Genomic DNA, 14,822 nt, shown 5'->3' on the forward strand with positions numbered 1-14,822 from the left:
GCCGGCTCCGGCCCGGGTGCACGACCGGATCACGCCGGGCGGCCGATCGTGCTGTTCGGGTCGTGCAGCCGTCCTCCGGTCGTGCATCCGGACACGGCATCCGACGGCGGTTCCCGGCCGGCATATCGGCGGTCGGGAACAAGACGCCCGTGACTCGACGTTCGTCTTGAGCAAGACTTGCCCTGACACGGGCGACGGAGAGGGGCGAGCATGACTGCTGCCGACAAGACCGACGACTACGACCTCATCGTGCTGGGCGGTGGTCCTGTCGGGGAGAACGTGGCCGACCGCGCGGTGCAGGGCGGGCTGACCGCCATCATCGTGGAGAGCGAGCTGGTGGGCGGCGAGTGCTCCTACTGGGCGTGCATGCCGTCGAAGGCGCTTCTCCGGTCGGCGCAGGCGCTGCGCGCGGCCCAGCACGTGGCCGGGGCGTCCCAGGCCGTGACCGGGACCCTCGACGTGCGCGCCGTGTTCGAGCGCCGCGACTCCTTCACCAGCAACTGGTCCGACGACGGACAGGTGAAGTGGCTGGAGTCCGCCCACATCGACCTCGCCCGGGGCCACGGCCGGCTCACGGGCGAGCGCGAGGTGACCGTGACCGACCCGGAGGGCGGCACCCGCGTGCTGCGCGCCCGTCACGCCGTCGCGATCAGCACCGGCTCGGATGCGGTCATCCCGCCGATCGAGGGTCTGCGCGAGGCCTCGCCCTGGACGAGCCGCGAGGCGACCAGCGCCGAGGAGCTGCCGGAGAGTCTCGCGGTGATCGGCGGCGGCGTGGTCGCGGTCGAGATGGCCACGGCGTACGCGGCCCTCGGCTCGCGCGTGACCCTGCTCGCACGCAGCGGGCTGCTGGGCGGCATGGAGCCCTTCGCCGGGCAGCGCGTGGCGGCGGGCCTGGAGGACCTCGGCGTCGACGTGCGCACGAACACCGGCACCACGGCCGTCCGCCGCGGCGACGACGGAGTCACCATCACTCTCGACAGCGGCGAGACGGTGACCGCGGCGGAGGTCCTCGTCGCGACCGGCCGCTCTCCGCGCAGCGCCGACATCGGGCTCGACGTGGTCGGGCTCGAACCGGGCGGCTGGATCGAGACCGACGACACCCTCCGCGTTCCGGACGTCGACTGGCTCTACGCCGTGGGCGACGTTAACGGCCGCGTGCTGCTCACGCACCAGGGCAAGTACCAGGCGCGCGCGGCCGGCGACGTCATCGCCGCCCGAGCGAAGGGCGAGGCGGTGCACGACGGGCCCTGGGGTCGGCATGCCGCCACCGCGGACCACGCCGCCGTGCCCCAGGTCACCTTCTCGATCCCCGAGGTCGGGTCGGTGGGACTCACGGAGGCGTCGGCACGGGAGGCCGGCATCTCCGTCCAGGCCGTCGACTACGACCTGGGCTGGGTGGCGGGTGCGAGCCTGTACGAGGACGGCTTCGCCGGCCAGGCGCGGCTGGTGATCGATACCGACCGCGACGTCGTGGTCGGTGCGACGTTCGTCGGCCCGGAGGTCGCCGAACTCGTGCAGGCGGCGACCATCGCGGTCGTCGGCGAGGTTCCGATCGCCCGACTGTGGCACGCGGTGCCGTCGTACCCCACGATCAGTGAGATCTGGTTGCGACTCCTGGAGGGATACGGGCGCGACTCGGCCTGAGCCGGGCAATCCGTTCCCGCGGCGGCACCGAACAGCCCTCGAATTGTTTCCCCTCTTGACGACTCCGCGCGGATACCGCTGCGGATGTCACACCCGTCTTATACGCTCGAACCCGCATCCGAGGAGGCAGGACCCATGAAGGCTGTACTCGCAGGAAACGTCATCGCCGAGGCCGACCAGGACGACCTCATCCGTATCGAGGGAAACTGGTACTTCCCTCCGGCAGCGGTCACGCCCGACGCGCTCGTCGAGAGCCCCACCCCCTACACCTGTCCGTGGAAGGGGGAGTGCCAGTACTACTCCGTCCAGGTCGACGGGGAGCTGCACAAGGATCTCGCCTGGTCGTACCCGCACCCGTATCCGTCGGCGTTCGACCGCGTCGGCAAGGACTTCTCCGGCTACGTCGCCTTCGCCCCGGGCGTCGAGGTCTCGGCCTAGTCCCGCACGAACGCACGAACGCACGACCGTCGGAGAACACCCCTCATGATCGAGTTCCGCAACGTCACGAAGCGCTTCCCCGACGGGACGCTCGCCGTGAACGACTTCAGCCTCGTGCTGCCCTCTCGCAAGACCACCGTGTTCGTCGGATCGTCCGGCTGCGGCAAGACCACGCTGCTGCGCATGATCAACCGCATGGTCGAGCCGACGTCGGGCGAGGTCGAGATCGACGGGGAGAGCGTCCTGTCCGGCGACCCGGTCGCCCTGCGCCGGAGCATCGGGTACGTGATGCAGAACTCCGGGCTCATGCCGCACTTCACGGTGATCGACAACGTCGCGACGGTGCTGCGCCTCAACGGGGTGAAGAGGAAGCCCGCGCACGAGCGCGCGCGTGAACTGCTGACGACGGTGGGACTCGACCAGGCGCTCGCCGAGCGGTACCCGAGCCAGTTGTCGGGCGGCCAGCAGCAGCGCGTCGGGGTGGCGCGGGGCCTCGCCGCCGACCCGAACATCCTGCTCATGGACGAGCCGTTCGGCGCGGTCGACCCCATCGTGCGGGCCGATCTCCAGCAGGAGACTCTGCGACTGCAGCACGAGCTCGACAAGACCGTCGTGTTCGTCACGCACGACATCGACGAGGCGTTCCTCCTGGGCGACCAGGTCGTCATCCTCGACAAGGGCGCGCGGATCGTGCAGGTGGGCAGTCCGAGCGAGATCATCGAGAACCCGGCCGATGACTTCGTCTCCTCGTTCATCGGCGCCGACCGGGGCCGCCGAGCGCTGCACCTCAAGCAGACGCCGCGGGGGACCGTGGTCGTCGACTCCGAGGGCCGCACGCAGGGCGCGATCGTCGATGCGCCGGAGGGCGTGGTCGACGGCGCCGACGCGATGAAGGCGGCTCCGTGAACTGGGTGGGTGACAACCTCGGGCTGATCCTCGATCTGACCGCGGCTCACCTGCGCCAGAGCGTCATCCCGATCGTCCTCGGGTTCATCCTGTCCCTTCCTCTCGGCTGGGTGGCGTGGCGCTATCGGCTGGTCCGGGGGCCGATCATCGCGCTGACCGGCCTGCTGTACACGATCCCATCGCTCGCGTTGTTGATCCTCCTGCCCGCGGTGCTCGGCTATTCCGCGATCAACGAGCCGAACCTCATCGTCGCGCTCACGATCTACGCGATCGCGATCCTCGTCAGGGCGGTCGCCGACGGGCTGGACTCGGTCGATGACGACGTCCGCCAGGCCGCGACCGCGACCGGCTTCGCCGCCTTCCGGCGCTTCTGGGCCGTGGAGTTCCCGCTCGCCGGACCCGTGATCCTCGCAGGGCTCCGTGTGACCGCCGTCAGCACGATCTCGCTCGCGACGGTCGGTGTGCTGATCGGGGTCAGGAATCTCGGCTACCTCTTCACCGACGGCCTCCAGCGTCGCATCATCGAGGAGGTCTTCGCGGGCGTGGTCGCCGTGGTGGTCATCGCGCTGATCGTCGATCTCCTGCTGGTGGTGGCGGGGCGGGCCCTGATGCCGTGGACGCGCACCACCACCAAGGTGGCGACCAAGGCCGCGGTGAGCCGTACGGCGGCGATGGGGTCGGCCGCATGAACCTCTTCACCGACGCTTTCGCCTGGCTCGTCTCCCCCGACCGTTGGACGGGCCCCTACGCCCTGCCGGTGCTGTTCGGGCAACACATCTTCTACACGGTCGTCTCGGTGGCGATCGCCGCGATCATCGCCGTTCCGCTCGGGTGGCTCATCGGGCACACGGGCCGGGGACGCGAGGTCGCCGTGGCGATCTCGGGTGCCGCGCGCGCCATCCCGTCCTTCGGCCTCCTCATCCTCCTGGTACTCCTGCTCGGCGTCCTGCGCACCCCGCTCGCCGCGGTGATCACGTTCGTGCTCCTGGCGATCCCGTCACTGCTGGCGGGTGCCTACACCGGACTGGAGGCGATCGATCGGCGAGTGCTGGACGCCGCCCGCGCCATGGGCATGACGGAGTGGCAGGTGTTCTGGAAGGTCGAGGTGCCGCTCGGCCTCTCGCTCCTCGTCGGTGGGCTCCGTTCCGCGCTGCTGCAGGTCATCGCGACCGTGACGATCGCCGCGTACGTGAACCTCGGTGGCCTCGGCTGGCCGATCATCCAGGGTCTTCCGCTCCGCCGCTTCGACCAGGTCCTCGGCGGAGCGATCCTCGTCGCGGTGCTCGCGCTCCTCGTCGACCTCCTGCTCGCCCTGGCTCAGCACGCCGCGGTCCCGCGCGGCGTCCGTACCCGCCCACAGAACCGCCGCGCGCGCCTCGCGCCCTCAGCCACGCCCGCCTGACTCACAGCATCGTCCCCCAGAGAAGAGGAAGTCCCATGTTCACCGCACGCACCTCACGCTTCGCCCTTGCTGGCGCCGCCGGGCTCACCGCCGCCCTCGTTCTGGCCGGCTGCTCCAGCAGCAACCCGCTCGACACCCCGACGGAGGAGTCCGGTTCGGGCGGAGGAGAGACGATCGTCATCGGCTCCCAGGCCTATTACTCCAACGAGATCATCGCCGAGATCTACTCCCAGGCGCTCACCGCCGCCGGTTTCGACGTTGAGGAGAAGTTCAGCATCGGCCAGCGCGACGCGTACATGCCCGATGTCGAGTCCGGGGCGATCGACCTGTTCCCCGAGTACACGGGCAACCTGCTCGAGTACCTCGACAAGGACGCGACCGCCACCAGCCCGGAAGACGTCTACGCCGCGCTGCAGGACGCGCTGCCGGAGGGCCTGACCGCGCTGGACTACGCGGACGCGTCCGACCAGGACACCTACACGGTGCTGAAGAGCTTCGCCGAGGAGAACGACCTCACCTCGATCGCGGACCTCGCGGACGTGACCACCCCGGTGACCATCGGTGCAGCGCCCGAGTTCGAGCAGCGTCCGTACGGCCCGGCCGCGGCCAAGGAGGTCTACGGCGTCGACCTGGCGTTCTCGGCGACCGGCCCCACGACCCTGGAGTCGCTGCTCGCCGGCGAGATCCAGGTCGCGGACATCTACTCGGCCGACCCGGCCTTCCAGACCGAGGACATCGTGGCCCTGGAGGACCCGGAGAACATCATCCTCGCCTCGAATGTCGTGCCCATCGCGTCGAGCGATGTGGCCGACGAGATCGCCGACGTCATCAACGGCATCAGCGCCAAGCTGACCGCTGAGGAGCTCGTCGCCCTCAACGTCCAGAGCACGGTCGACCAGAAGTCGGCCGAGGACATCGCGAAGCAGTGGCTGACGGACAACGACCTCGTCTGAGCCGTCTCCTCACGAAGCGCCCGGCCCCCCAGGGGTCGGGCGCTTCGTCGTTCCTGCTCGCCGCGTGCACAACTCCGGAGATCTCGTCCGACACGCCGCCGGACCGCCCAGGACGACGGCGTGTCGTTCCGGATCTCCGAAGTTGTGTACAGCCGAGGGGTGTCAGGTGCGGGCGTCCTGCTTGGGGACGACGACCTGCTTGATGATGATGAGGATCGACGCGGTGACGGGCACCGCCACGAGAGCGCCGAGCAGGCCGAGGAGCGTGCCGCCGGCGAGAGCGCCGATGACGACGAGCGAGCCCGGCACAGCCACCGCCTTGTTCATGACTCGCGGCGTCAGGACGTACGCCTCGATCTGCATGTAGACGAGGTAGATCGCGGCGAAGATGAGTGCCGCGATCGGGTTCGTGAACAGGGCGAGGGTGGTGCCGATCATCCAGAACAGCACCGAGCCGACGAGCGGGATGAGCGTGACGCAGAACGCGATCGCCCCCATGAGCGGCGGGAACGGCAGGCCGAGCACCGAGTAGAGGATGAGGGCGAGGGTCGCGTTGCAGAATGCGAGGATCACCATCCCCATGACGTAGCCGCCGACGGAGTCGGTGATCTGCTGCGAGATGTCGCCGGCGCGGTCGCGGTCGCGGGCCGGGACGAGACGCAGCATGCCCTGGCGCATGGACGGGAGGGTCGCGAGGAAGTACAGGGTCAGCACGAGTACGACGATGGCGCCCGAGATGCCGCTGGCGATGGACGCACCGACCTGGAGCGCTCCGCCCCCGATCGTCGCGAGGTTGCCGAAATCGGACAGGAACTTCTGCACCTCCGACACGAGGTCCTGGAACTGGTCGCCGAACTGGTCGTCGAGGGTCGCGTAGAGGTCGGTCTTCGTGAAGTCCTGGATCATCCCGGGGACCGACTTCACGAAACTCGCGATCTGGTCGACCACGATCGGCACGATCATCCACAGGACGAGAGCGACGACGACGATGAGGGCCAGGATGGTCACCACGACGGCCAGGGGACGGGACAGGCCGCGTCGCTCGAGGAACCGGACCGCGGGGTCGAGGCCGAGGGCGGCGAACAGGGCGAGCGCGATGTAGATGAGGACGGTGGAGAGGTTCGACAGGGCGACGCCGATCACGATCGCGCCCAGACCGCCGAGGGTCACGAGGAATCCGAACACGAACGGCCGATCGATCCGGGTCCAGAAGGAGCGGCTCGGCGTGGTCGGTTCGATCACCACGGGCCGCGCAGGACCGGAAGCGCCGGTGCCGGGAGCCTCCACGGCGGCGCCCTCGAGCGCCGCGTCGACGGGCGCGGGCGCGGTGTCCGCGGCGCGGGTGCCCCGGCCGTCGTGCGGAGCGGAGGCGGGCGACTCGTCGTTGTTCATGAGCACACGATAGCGGTGCCTCTCGACGGAAGCCGGGTGATCCGCGGCTCTAGAGTAGGGGCATGACTGCCGCAGAGGACCCGAAGGCCGAACTGCTCCGCCTGCGCGCGAGCATCGACAACATCGACGCGGCGCTGATCTTCCTGCTCGCCGAACGGTTCCGCGCCACCCAGCAGGTCGGCCACCTCAAGGCCGAGCACGCGATGCCCCCGTCCGACCCGAATCGCGAGGAGCAGCAGGTCGCGCGGCTCCGTGCGCTGGCGGAGGACGCGCACCTCGACCCGGAGTTCGCGGAGAAGTGGTTCAACTTCGTCGTCGCCGAGGTCATCCGCCACCACACGGAGGCCGCCGAGGGCCGCTGAGTCGGTCGTCAGGCTCCTCGCTCGGCAAGGAGCCGGTCCCGCACCTCGCGCCGCAGGACCTTGCCGATGAGGGACCGCGGGAGGTCGTCGACGACGGTGATGCGCCGCGGCACCTTGTAGGCGGTCAGTCGCGTGCGGCAGAAGTCGCGCAGCCCCTCCCTGTCATCCGCGGCTCCTTCTCTGAGCACCACGGCCGCCGCGACCTCCTCGCCGCCGCTCGATCGGGGCAGCCCGACGACGGCCGCCGCCACGACGTCCGGGTGGGCTTCGAGGGCGTTCTCCACTTCGCTGGGGGAGACGTTGAACCCCCCGGTGATGATGAGCTCCTTGCGGCGGTCGACGATGGTGACGAAGCCGTCGGCCGAGACCTCGGCGATGTCCCCCGTGCGGAGCCACCCGCCCGGGAGCAGGGCCTCGGCCGTCTCCCCGGGGCGACCCCAGTACCCCCGGAACACCTGCGGCCCTCGCAGCAGGAGTTCGCCGGGCTCGCCCGCGGCCACATCGACCTCGGGGTCGTCAGGGTCGACGACGCGGATCTCGGTGCTCGGGAACGGTACGCCCACGGTGCCGGGACGGCGCGTGGGACCCATGGGGTTGCCGAGCGCGACGGGGGACGCCTCGGTCATCCCGTAGCCCTCGACGAGCAGTCCGCCCGTGGCCTCCTCCCACCGCCGGACGGTCTCGACGGGAAGGCTCATGGCCCCGGAGATCGCGAACCGGACACTCGACAGGTCGACCGTCCCACGGCTCGCCGCCCGCGCCAGCTGGTCGTAGATCGGCGGGACGGCCGGGAGGAAGGTCGGCGGACTCGTGCGAGCGGCGTCGGTCACCAGGCCGAGATCGAACGCCGGGAACAGCACGACCTTCGCGCCGATGCTCAGCGCGAACGTGAGGCACAGGGTCAGGCCGTAGGCATGGAACAGCGGGAGCACGGCGTAGAAGGTCTCTTCACCGTCGCGGAGGCCCGGCACCCAGGCGCGGCCCTGCATCGCGTTCGCCCGGAGGTTCGCGTGGGTGAGGATGGCGCCCTTCGGAATCCCGGTCGTTCCACTCGTGTACTGCAGGACGGCCGTGTCGCCGAGGGACGGCGCCGGCGTGCGGCGGGGAAGCCGGCGATGCGCGACGAGCTTCTTCCAGGCTGTCAGGTGCCGGGTGTGCGGAGTGCCGGTCAGCTTCGCGCGCGACGCCCTCGCCTTCGGCAGCGGCAGCCGAAGCAGCAGGCGCTTCGACAGCGGCATCGCGGTCGTGAGGTCGACGCTGACGATGTGATCGACGCGCAGGTCGTCGGGGAAGCCCGCGACGGTGTCGGCGACCTTGTCCCAGACGATCGCGACGCGGGCCCCGTGGTCCTCGAACTGGTGCCGCAGCTCGCGCGCCGTGTAGAGCGGGTTGTGTTCGACGACGATCGCGCCGAGGCGCAGGGCCGCGTAGAAGGCGACGACGTGCTGCGGACAGTTCGGCAGCACCAGCGCGACCCGGTCGCCCTTCGTGACCCCGAGATGGCGGAGTCCTTCCGCGGCGCGGTCGACGAGTTCTCCGAGCTCCCGATAGGTCGTGACGGCACCGAAGAAGTCGAGCGCGGGGCGCCTTCCGTAGGTCCGCACGCTCGCGGCCAGCATCTCGGGCAGCGTCTGCGTGGGCTCTTCGATGTCGGCGGGCACGCCCTGGGCGTAGGAGCGCAGCCAGGGGCGGTTCGACGCAGGAGAGACAGCCATGCGTTCATCCTGCAGTCGGAGCGCGCGATCCGCCTCCCCCTTGCGCTCAGCCGGGTGGAGCGTCAATCGTCCGCGAGGACGCCCATCACGATCGCGTCGATCCACTGGCCGTCCCATCGGAGCGCGTGCCGGCGTCGCCCTTCGACCGTGAAGCCGGCCTTCTCGTACGCGCGCTGCGCCCGCGGGTTGAACGCATACACCTCGAGCTCCACCCGATGCAGCCCCACGGTGTCGAAGGCGTGACGGAGCACCGCGCGCGTCGCCTCCGTCCCGTATCCGGCTCCGAACCACCGCGGAGCCGCGAGAGCGATGCGGAATCCGGCGGAGGCGTTGTCCTCGTCCAGGTCGCTGAGCACCACCTCGCCGATGTGGATGCCGTCGTCGCGACGCAGGATCGCCCAGTCCGCCCGGTCGTCGCGCTCGGCGAGGGTCCGGAGCCACGACTCCACGCCCTCGCGGGTGAAGTGCGCGTGCGTGCCGGTCAGCCGGAGCACCTCGGGCTCTTGCAGTGCGCTCCAGGTGCCGTCGAGATGTTCCAGACCGAGGGGAACGAGCTCCAGCCGCTCGGTGGACAGCACAGGAACGGGAGTGAGGGCGAGCGCCATCAGACGGTGAGCACGCGACCCGTGACCACGCCTTCGACGGCGCGCACATACGCCCGGCCGACCTCCTCATCCGAGACCGGGCGGTGGCCGGGGAAGGTCGAGAAGTAGTCGGGGGAGTTCGCCAGCACGTCCGGGGAGACCGCGTTGATGCGGATGCCTCGCGGCGCCTCGGCTGCCGCCGTCACCACGAACGCCTCCAGGGCGCCGTTGGCCATCGCGGCCGCCGCGCCGGTGGCGATCGGTTCCCGGGCCAGCACGCCGCTGGTGAGGGTCACGGAGCCGCCATCCGTCACGTGATCGAGGGCTGCGCGAACCACGTCGAGCTGCGCGAGGGTCTTCCCGGTGAACGCAGCCAGGTAGTCGTCACGGTCGAGGTCGACGAGCGGCTTGAACGGCACCGACCCGACGGCGACGACGACCGCGTCGAGGGGTCCCACCCGTTCGAACAGACTGCGGATCGACGCCGGATCGGTCACGTCCACGCTCTGTTCGCCGGAGCGGGACGCCCGCACGACCTCGTGCCCCCGGACGTCGAGGGTGGCGGCGACGACTCCGCCGATGCTGCCGGTCGCGCCGATCACGAGTGCTTTCATGCGGATTCCTCTCCCAGGACGGACCGGAGCGGCGGAACGGCCGCCCCGTGGGATCGAGTCTTCCATCCCGGTCCGGGCACGGGTCGACGGATGGCGGGTGGGTCGTCAGTGCGGGCCGAACGCGGCAGCCACCACGCGGGTCGCAGCGCCCAGCAGGACGGCGTCGTCGAGGACGCTCGGCACCACGGCGGGTCCGAGGGAGGGGTGCGAGGCGGCGCGGACCGCAGCGGCCGCTGCGTCCACCAGTCCGGCCCCGACGATGTCGGCCGGGCCGCTCAGCACGATCGTCGGCAGGTCGACGGCGGCGGCGATGACCGAGAGCGACGTGCCGAGGCGGGCGCCCGCGGCGGAGAGCACGGCGTCGCGGTCGCCCCCTGAGTCGTTCAGGCGCCTGGTCAAGGCGGGCGCGGAGGCCCACGCGTGGACGCAGCCCGCACGGCCGCAGAGGCAGACATCGCCCGGGTCGCCACCCGCGTCGACGTGGGCGAGCTCGCGAGCGCCGATGGATCGTTCGACCGGGGCCCCGTCGTCACCGACCACGCGGATGGCGGTGCCGATGCGGGTACCCACGCGGACGAGGAGGAAATCGGTGCCGACGGCGCCGAAACGCAGTTCGGCATCCGCCACGAGATCGGCGTCGTCGAAAAGATGGACCGGGGCCCCGACGACATCCGCGAGCCGCGGACCGAGACCGAGCAGGGCGGACGAGCCGGTGGGGGCGCCGATACCGACACCGAGCGCGGGGCCGTCGGCGACGCTCTGCAGTTCGGCGACGAGACGGGAGATGACGTCGGCGGCGTCGGCGGTGCGGGGGCGGCGGAGACGGTGCGCGATGCGACCGTCGGGCGAGGCCAGCGCCCCGACGACCTCATCGGGCGCGGAGAGGTCGAGGGCGATCACCTGCACAGCGCGCCGGTCGAACTCGAGCATCACCGCGGGCTTGCCGGGACGGGTCTCCTGACTGGGTCCGCTCTCCCGGATCACGCCGTCGGCCAGCAGGTCGCGCACGACCTCCGAGACGGTGGGGCGGGCCAGGCCGGTGAGGCGGGAGAGGTCGGCGCGGCTGAGGGCCGCCTGCTCCATGAGCGTACGCAGTACGAGGGCGCGGTTGCGCTCGCGGATGCCGCGGGCGTGACCGTTGGTCGAGGGCTGCGCGGCTCGTGCCCGATCGTCGGGGCGCTCTAGGATCTGGGGGTAGCGCACGATGCTCCTCCCGATCGTCGCTCGGGCCGACTAAGTTCAATGAATAAACTAACGAACCGAGCGTACGGAGCGGTACCCGTGCTGTCAATCGACGGACCTCGGCCCCGAGAAGGATCTCGCAGATGTTCACCCACGACGACGCGCTGGACACCCAGGCGGCGGTCCGGCGAGCGAACCTGCGACGGGCGCTCCAGCTCGTGTTCCAGGCCTCCGGGTCGCAGACCCGCGCCGGCATCGCCCGTGCGACCGGGCTTACCGCGGCGACCGCCTCGTCCCTCGTCGCGGAGCTCATCGAGAACCGGCTGATCGCGGAGGGCGAGCAGGCGGTGAGCACGGGAGGCAAACGGGCGACGACGCTCAGCATCGACGCGGAGCACCACCTGATCCTGGTGCTCGTGGTGCAGCCGACGAGTGCCTACCTCGCGCTCGTCGCACTCGACGGCTCCGAGGTCGCCCGACGCACCGTCTCCTACACGACGGACACCCGCGACCGCGTGCTGGACGAGACCGTCGCGGAGGTCGCTGCGGCACACGGGGAACGGCTGCTGGCGGTCGGGGTGCAGGTCCCCGGCACGACCGACGGCCGCACGGTGCTCGAGAGCGTTCAGCTCGAGTGGCACGACGTGGCGCTGGCAGACCGCTTCGAGGGCATCGCCGGAGTCCCCGTCCTCCTCGTCAACGACGTCGACGCCGAGGCCATCGCGGAGGCCGGCCTGGACGCCGCCCCTTCGGGGTACCGGTTGTTCATCCACAGCGGCGGGGGGATCGGCGCCGCGGTCACCCTCGACGGTGAACTCGCGCCCGGACCCCGTGATCGCGCCGGGGAGATCGGCCACGTGCAGGTGGTGTTCGGCGAGGCCGCGCGCCCCTGCCGGTGCGGCCGCCACGGGTGTCTGGAGTCGGCGGCGGCGATGGGCGCGATGCTGGGCGAGGAGTTCTCGGACGCGCTGGACGTGCCCGCCGTCCGCACCCTCGTCTCCCGCGCGGATCAGGCGCTGATCGACGACGGGGCGCGCGCGTTGGCCCGTGCCATCAAGCTCATCGGCGCCTTGCTCGACCCGATCGAGGTCGTCATCGGCGGGCCCGCGACGGAGCTCGGCCCCCGCTTCCTGGAGCGGGTCCGCGCCGAGAGCGGCTATCCCGCCCGCGGCACCGCCGACGTCCCGATCCGGTATGCCGATCCGCGCGTCAGCCCGTCGGCCGGAGCCGCGCAGGCCGCCCTCACCGCCGTCCTCGGCGTCCGGTGGAGTCCCGAGCAGCTCCGCTCCGGCAGCCCGCGCCCCTGATCCGACCCCGGCTCCGCCCCATACCCCGGCCTGGTTCCCGGCCCCCGACAGGTTCCGGTTGCACGACCGGAGCACGGGCGCACGACCGAACCCACCCACGGGCCCGCCACCGTGCCGCGGTCGTGCAGGCGTGCGGGGCCGGACCGGAGCCCCGACCCCGACCCGACCCCCGGCCCCAACCCCAACTCCGGCTCCGACCTCGGCGTGACTCCGGCTCCGTCCCGGACTCTCCGACGTTTCGGTTGCACGACCCGGGAACGGGTGCACGACCGGATCCATCCACGGGCCGGGCACACGTGCCACGGTCGTGCAGGCGTGCGGGGCCGGAACGGCAGGCGTGCTGGCGTGCGGGGCAGGAACGACCGGGGACCCGGGGGCGGAACGAAGCGGGGATCGGGCTACTTCACGCTGCCGGCGGTGAGGCCGCCCACCAGACGCTTCTCGATGAGCATGAACAGGATGATGACGGGCAGGATCGCGACGATGGAGACGCCGAACACGTACTGCCAGCTCGTCTCGTACTGACCGACGAACTTCGTGAGCGCGACCGACAACGGCTGGTTCTTGTCGGTGGAGAGGATCACGAGCGACGCCGCGAACTCGTTCCAGCACGCCACGAACGTGAACACGATCGCGGTGACGATGCCGGGCCACACGAGCGGGAGGTTGATGCGGAACAGCACGGTCAGGCGACCGGCGCCGTCGATCTGCGCCGCCTCGTCAACCTCCTTGGGGATGCCGGCGAAGAACGAGTGCATGATCCACACGGCGAACGACAGGTTGAAGGCCGCGTTGATGAAGATCATGGCCGTCCAGGTGTCACCGAGGCCGAGGACGGTGAACTGCCGGAAGAGGCCCGAGGTGAGCACGGCGGGCTGCAGCATCTGCGTCACGATCACGAGGAACAGGAACACCATGCGCCCGGGGAACCGGAACCGCGCCGTGTAGTAGGCGGCGGGGAGCGACACGAGCAGCACGAGGAGGGTCGCGAACACGGAGATCACGATGGTCGAGACGAGGTTGTACGGCAGTGGCGTCTCGGGCGTCGACCACATCGTGAGGTAGTTCTCCCAGTGCCACTCCACCGGGAGGTAGGTCGGGTCGACCGAGCGGATCTGTGCCTTCGTCTTCACCGATCCGAAGAACATGATGAGGTACGGCAGCACGAAGATCGCGAGGACGAGGAATCCGGCGGCGGTGCGCAGGATCACCCGGGGCAGCGTCACCTGGTCGGCGGTGTAGCGGCGACGGCGCCCGGGCAGCGGCGGGGTCCGCCGCCCCCGGGAGTCGGCGGTGGTCACGAGGGCGGTCTCGGTCACGGTCATGATCAGACCTCCTTCATGGGCTTGACGATCTTGACGTAGGCCGCGACGATCGCGATCACGATGAGGAAGGCCACGACCGACAGGGCGCTCGCGACGTCGACCTTCTTCTGCAGCTCGATGTACTTGAAGATGAGCGTCATGATCGTGTCGGCGCCGTAGCCCGGGATCGACCCGGTCATCACCTTGAGGATCGGCAACGAGTTGAAGACGTTGATGATGTTGATGAGGATCGCCACGGCGAGGGCGCTCCGCAGCTGCGGCAGGACGATCGACCAGTAGGTGCGGGCCGCTCCGGCGCCGTCCATCTTCGCGGCTTCGATCGCATCGGCCGGGACCGACTGGAGCCCGGCGAGGATCGTGTAGGTCGTGAAGGGGAGGGACACGAAGACGGCGATGACGATGGACCACACGAACGCCGTACTGGGGTTCTTGGTCCAGCCGTAACCCACCGCGTCGTCGGAGAGCCCGATGTCGTAGAGGAACTTGTTGAAGACCCCGAAGTACGGCTCGAGGCTGTAGTAGAAGACCATGGTCGTCATCACCACGGACGCGGCCCACGGCACGATGACGGCCATCCGCACGAGCTGGCGGCCCGGGAACGCCTTGTTGAGGATCTGGGCGAGGCCGAGCGAGATGACGACCGTGAAGAGCACGACCGACACGACCCAGACGATCGTCCGGACGAAGATCGGCCAGAACTCCGGGAACGTGAAGACGGTCACGAAGTTGTCGAAGCCGACCGAGCCCTTGTCCAGCCCCGAGAGGGAGATGTCCCGGGTGGAGTTGAAGAACATCACACCGGCGGGGAACAGCACGACGCCGATGATGAGCACCAGCGCGGGGGCGATCCACGGCAGCGCCTGGAGAAGGTCCCGCCCGCCGGGGCGACCGCGCACGGCCGCTCCGGCGTCCGGGGTGCGGGGGCGGCCGGGGGCCCCCCCCCCGAGGTTCGAGGATTCTGTCGTCTGGCTCATGGGGGGATTCCCGAACCTCTC

At 70.3% G+C, this 14,822-nt stretch carries 15 protein-coding genes; 8 read left to right on the top strand and 7 right to left on the bottom strand.

Annotated elements, in window-relative coordinates; all coding sequences use genetic code 11:
• Positions 1–210 precede the first annotated feature (210 nt).
• The 6 genes from FY549_RS04845 to FY549_RS04870 all read left to right on the top strand — a co-directional run bounded on the left by FY549_RS04845 (position 211) and on the right by FY549_RS04870 (position 5,346).
• The gene (locus FY549_RS04845) at positions 211–1,647 is read left to right on the top strand and encodes a dihydrolipoyl dehydrogenase family protein (RefSeq protein ID WP_149084068.1); all 1,437 of its coding nucleotides are present in this window, start codon (positions 211–213) and stop codon (positions 1,645–1,647) included.
• A gap of 135 nt (positions 1,648–1,782) precedes the next feature.
• The gene (locus FY549_RS04850) at positions 1,783–2,085 is read left to right on the top strand and encodes a DUF427 domain-containing protein (protein WP_149084069.1); all 303 of its coding nucleotides are present in this window, start codon (positions 1,783–1,785) and stop codon (positions 2,083–2,085) included.
• A gap of 45 nt (positions 2,086–2,130) precedes the next feature.
• On the top strand, positions 2,131–2,991 hold the full coding sequence (locus FY549_RS04855) for an ABC transporter ATP-binding protein (protein ID WP_149084070.1): 861 nt from the start codon (positions 2,131–2,133) through the stop codon (positions 2,989–2,991).
• Positions 2,988–3,680 carry an ABC transporter permease gene (locus FY549_RS04860; protein WP_149084071.1) on the top strand — a complete coding sequence of 231 codons (693 nt, stop codon included), beginning with the start codon at positions 2,988–2,990 and terminating at the stop codon, positions 3,678–3,680. Before FY549_RS04855 ends, FY549_RS04860 begins: the two co-directional genes overlap by 4 nt.
• The gene (locus FY549_RS04865) at positions 3,677–4,393 is read left to right on the top strand and encodes an ABC transporter permease (protein WP_149084072.1); all 717 of its coding nucleotides are present in this window, start codon (positions 3,677–3,679) and stop codon (positions 4,391–4,393) included. The genes FY549_RS04860 and FY549_RS04865 overlap by 4 nt, the downstream gene beginning before the upstream one ends.
• Positions 4,394–4,428: 35 nt before the next feature.
• Positions 4,429–5,346 carry an ABC transporter substrate-binding protein gene (locus FY549_RS04870; RefSeq protein WP_149084073.1) on the top strand — a complete coding sequence of 306 codons (918 nt, stop codon included), beginning with the start codon at positions 4,429–4,431 and terminating at the stop codon, positions 5,344–5,346.
• Positions 5,347–5,508: 162 nt separating this feature from the next.
• Here FY549_RS04870 and FY549_RS04875 read toward each other — a convergent pair whose 3' ends face one another.
• Positions 5,509–6,738 (bottom strand): AI-2E family transporter, encoded by a 1,230-nt coding sequence (locus FY549_RS04875; protein WP_149084074.1) that lies wholly within the window; start codon positions 6,736–6,738, stop codon positions 5,509–5,511.
• 62 nt (positions 6,739–6,800) lie between these two features.
• Here FY549_RS04875 and FY549_RS04880 point away from each other — a divergent pair, with 62 nt between their 5' ends.
• On the top strand, positions 6,801–7,100 hold the full coding sequence (locus FY549_RS04880) for a chorismate mutase (protein ID WP_025104206.1): 300 nt from the start codon (positions 6,801–6,803) through the stop codon (positions 7,098–7,100).
• Positions 7,101–7,108: 8 nt separating this feature from the next.
• On the opposite strand, the gene FY549_RS04885 is transcribed toward FY549_RS04880, so the two are convergent.
• The 4 genes from FY549_RS04885 to FY549_RS04900 form a co-directional block, all read right to left on the bottom strand.
• Positions 7,109–8,815, bottom strand: coding sequence for a long-chain-fatty-acid--CoA ligase (locus FY549_RS04885; RefSeq protein WP_149084075.1), 1,707 nt, complete (start codon positions 8,813–8,815; stop codon positions 7,109–7,111).
• A 62-nt stretch (positions 8,816–8,877) separates the two neighbouring features.
• Positions 8,878–9,420, bottom strand: a complete 543-nt coding sequence (locus FY549_RS04890; protein ID WP_149084076.1) for a GNAT family N-acetyltransferase — start codon at positions 9,418–9,420, stop codon at positions 8,878–8,880.
• Positions 9,420–10,013 carry a short chain dehydrogenase gene (locus FY549_RS04895; protein ID WP_149084077.1) on the bottom strand — a complete coding sequence of 198 codons (594 nt, stop codon included), beginning with the start codon at positions 10,011–10,013 and terminating at the stop codon, positions 9,420–9,422. Before FY549_RS04895 ends, FY549_RS04890 begins: the two co-directional genes overlap by 1 nt.
• Positions 10,014–10,118: 105 nt before the next feature.
• Complete coding sequence (locus FY549_RS04900; protein WP_149084078.1) at positions 10,119–11,216, bottom strand: ROK family transcriptional regulator; 1,098 nt, start codon at positions 11,214–11,216, stop codon at positions 10,119–10,121.
• Positions 11,217–11,338: 122 nt separating this feature from the next.
• On the opposite strand from FY549_RS04900, the gene FY549_RS04905 reads away from it, so the two are divergent.
• On the top strand, positions 11,339–12,502 hold the full coding sequence (locus tag FY549_RS04905; protein WP_149084079.1) for an ROK family protein: 1,164 nt from the start codon (positions 11,339–11,341) through the stop codon (positions 12,500–12,502).
• A 398-nt stretch (positions 12,503–12,900) separates the two neighbouring features.
• Here FY549_RS04905 and FY549_RS04910 read toward each other — a convergent pair whose 3' ends face one another.
• Entirely contained in the window at positions 12,901–13,827 is a 927-nt protein-coding gene (locus FY549_RS04910; RefSeq protein WP_187614928.1) for a carbohydrate ABC transporter permease, read from the bottom strand.
• Between the two features lie 2 nt (positions 13,828–13,829).
• On the bottom strand, positions 13,830–14,801 hold the full coding sequence (locus tag FY549_RS04915; RefSeq protein ID WP_149084080.1) for a carbohydrate ABC transporter permease: 972 nt from the start codon (positions 14,799–14,801) through the stop codon (positions 13,830–13,832).
• Between the last annotated feature and the right edge of the window lie 21 nt (positions 14,802–14,822).

Source organism: Microbacterium sp. 1S1, from assembly GCF_008271365.1.
Lineage (GTDB): Bacteria > Actinomycetota > Actinomycetes > Actinomycetales > Microbacteriaceae > Microbacterium.

Excerpts from the sequence above, each read along its gene's own strand:
- FY549_RS04915 (WP_149084080.1), bottom strand. The coding sequence starts at position 14,801 with ATGAGCCAGACGACAGAATCCTCGAACCTCGGGGGGGGGGCCCCCGGC.
- FY549_RS04850 (WP_149084069.1), top strand. The coding sequence starts at position 1,783 with ATGAAGGCTGTACTCGCAGGAAACGTCATCGCCGAGGCCGACCAGGAC.
- FY549_RS04905 (WP_149084079.1), top strand. The coding sequence starts at position 11,339 with ATGTTCACCCACGACGACGCGCTGGACACCCAGGCGGCGGTCCGGCGA.
- FY549_RS04890 (WP_149084076.1), bottom strand. The coding sequence starts at position 9,420 with ATGGCGCTCGCCCTCACTCCCGTTCCTGTGCTGTCCACCGAGCGGCTG.
- FY549_RS04895 (WP_149084077.1), bottom strand. The coding sequence starts at position 10,013 with ATGAAAGCACTCGTGATCGGCGCGACCGGCAGCATCGGCGGAGTCGTC.
- FY549_RS04880 (WP_025104206.1), top strand. The coding sequence starts at position 6,801 with ATGACTGCCGCAGAGGACCCGAAGGCCGAACTGCTCCGCCTGCGCGCG.
- FY549_RS04875 (WP_149084074.1), bottom strand. The coding sequence starts at position 6,738 with ATGAACAACGACGAGTCGCCCGCCTCCGCTCCGCACGACGGCCGGGGC.
- FY549_RS04855 (WP_149084070.1), top strand. The coding sequence starts at position 2,131 with ATGATCGAGTTCCGCAACGTCACGAAGCGCTTCCCCGACGGGACGCTC.
- FY549_RS04910 (WP_187614928.1), bottom strand. The coding sequence starts at position 13,827 with ATGACCGTGACCGAGACCGCCCTCGTGACCACCGCCGACTCCCGGGGG.
- FY549_RS04885 (WP_149084075.1), bottom strand. The coding sequence starts at position 8,815 with ATGGCTGTCTCTCCTGCGTCGAACCGCCCCTGGCTGCGCTCCTACGCC.
- FY549_RS04865 (WP_149084072.1), top strand. The coding sequence starts at position 3,677 with ATGAACCTCTTCACCGACGCTTTCGCCTGGCTCGTCTCCCCCGACCGT.
- FY549_RS04870 (WP_149084073.1), top strand. The coding sequence starts at position 4,429 with ATGTTCACCGCACGCACCTCACGCTTCGCCCTTGCTGGCGCCGCCGGG.
- FY549_RS04845 (WP_149084068.1), top strand. The coding sequence starts at position 211 with ATGACTGCTGCCGACAAGACCGACGACTACGACCTCATCGTGCTGGGC.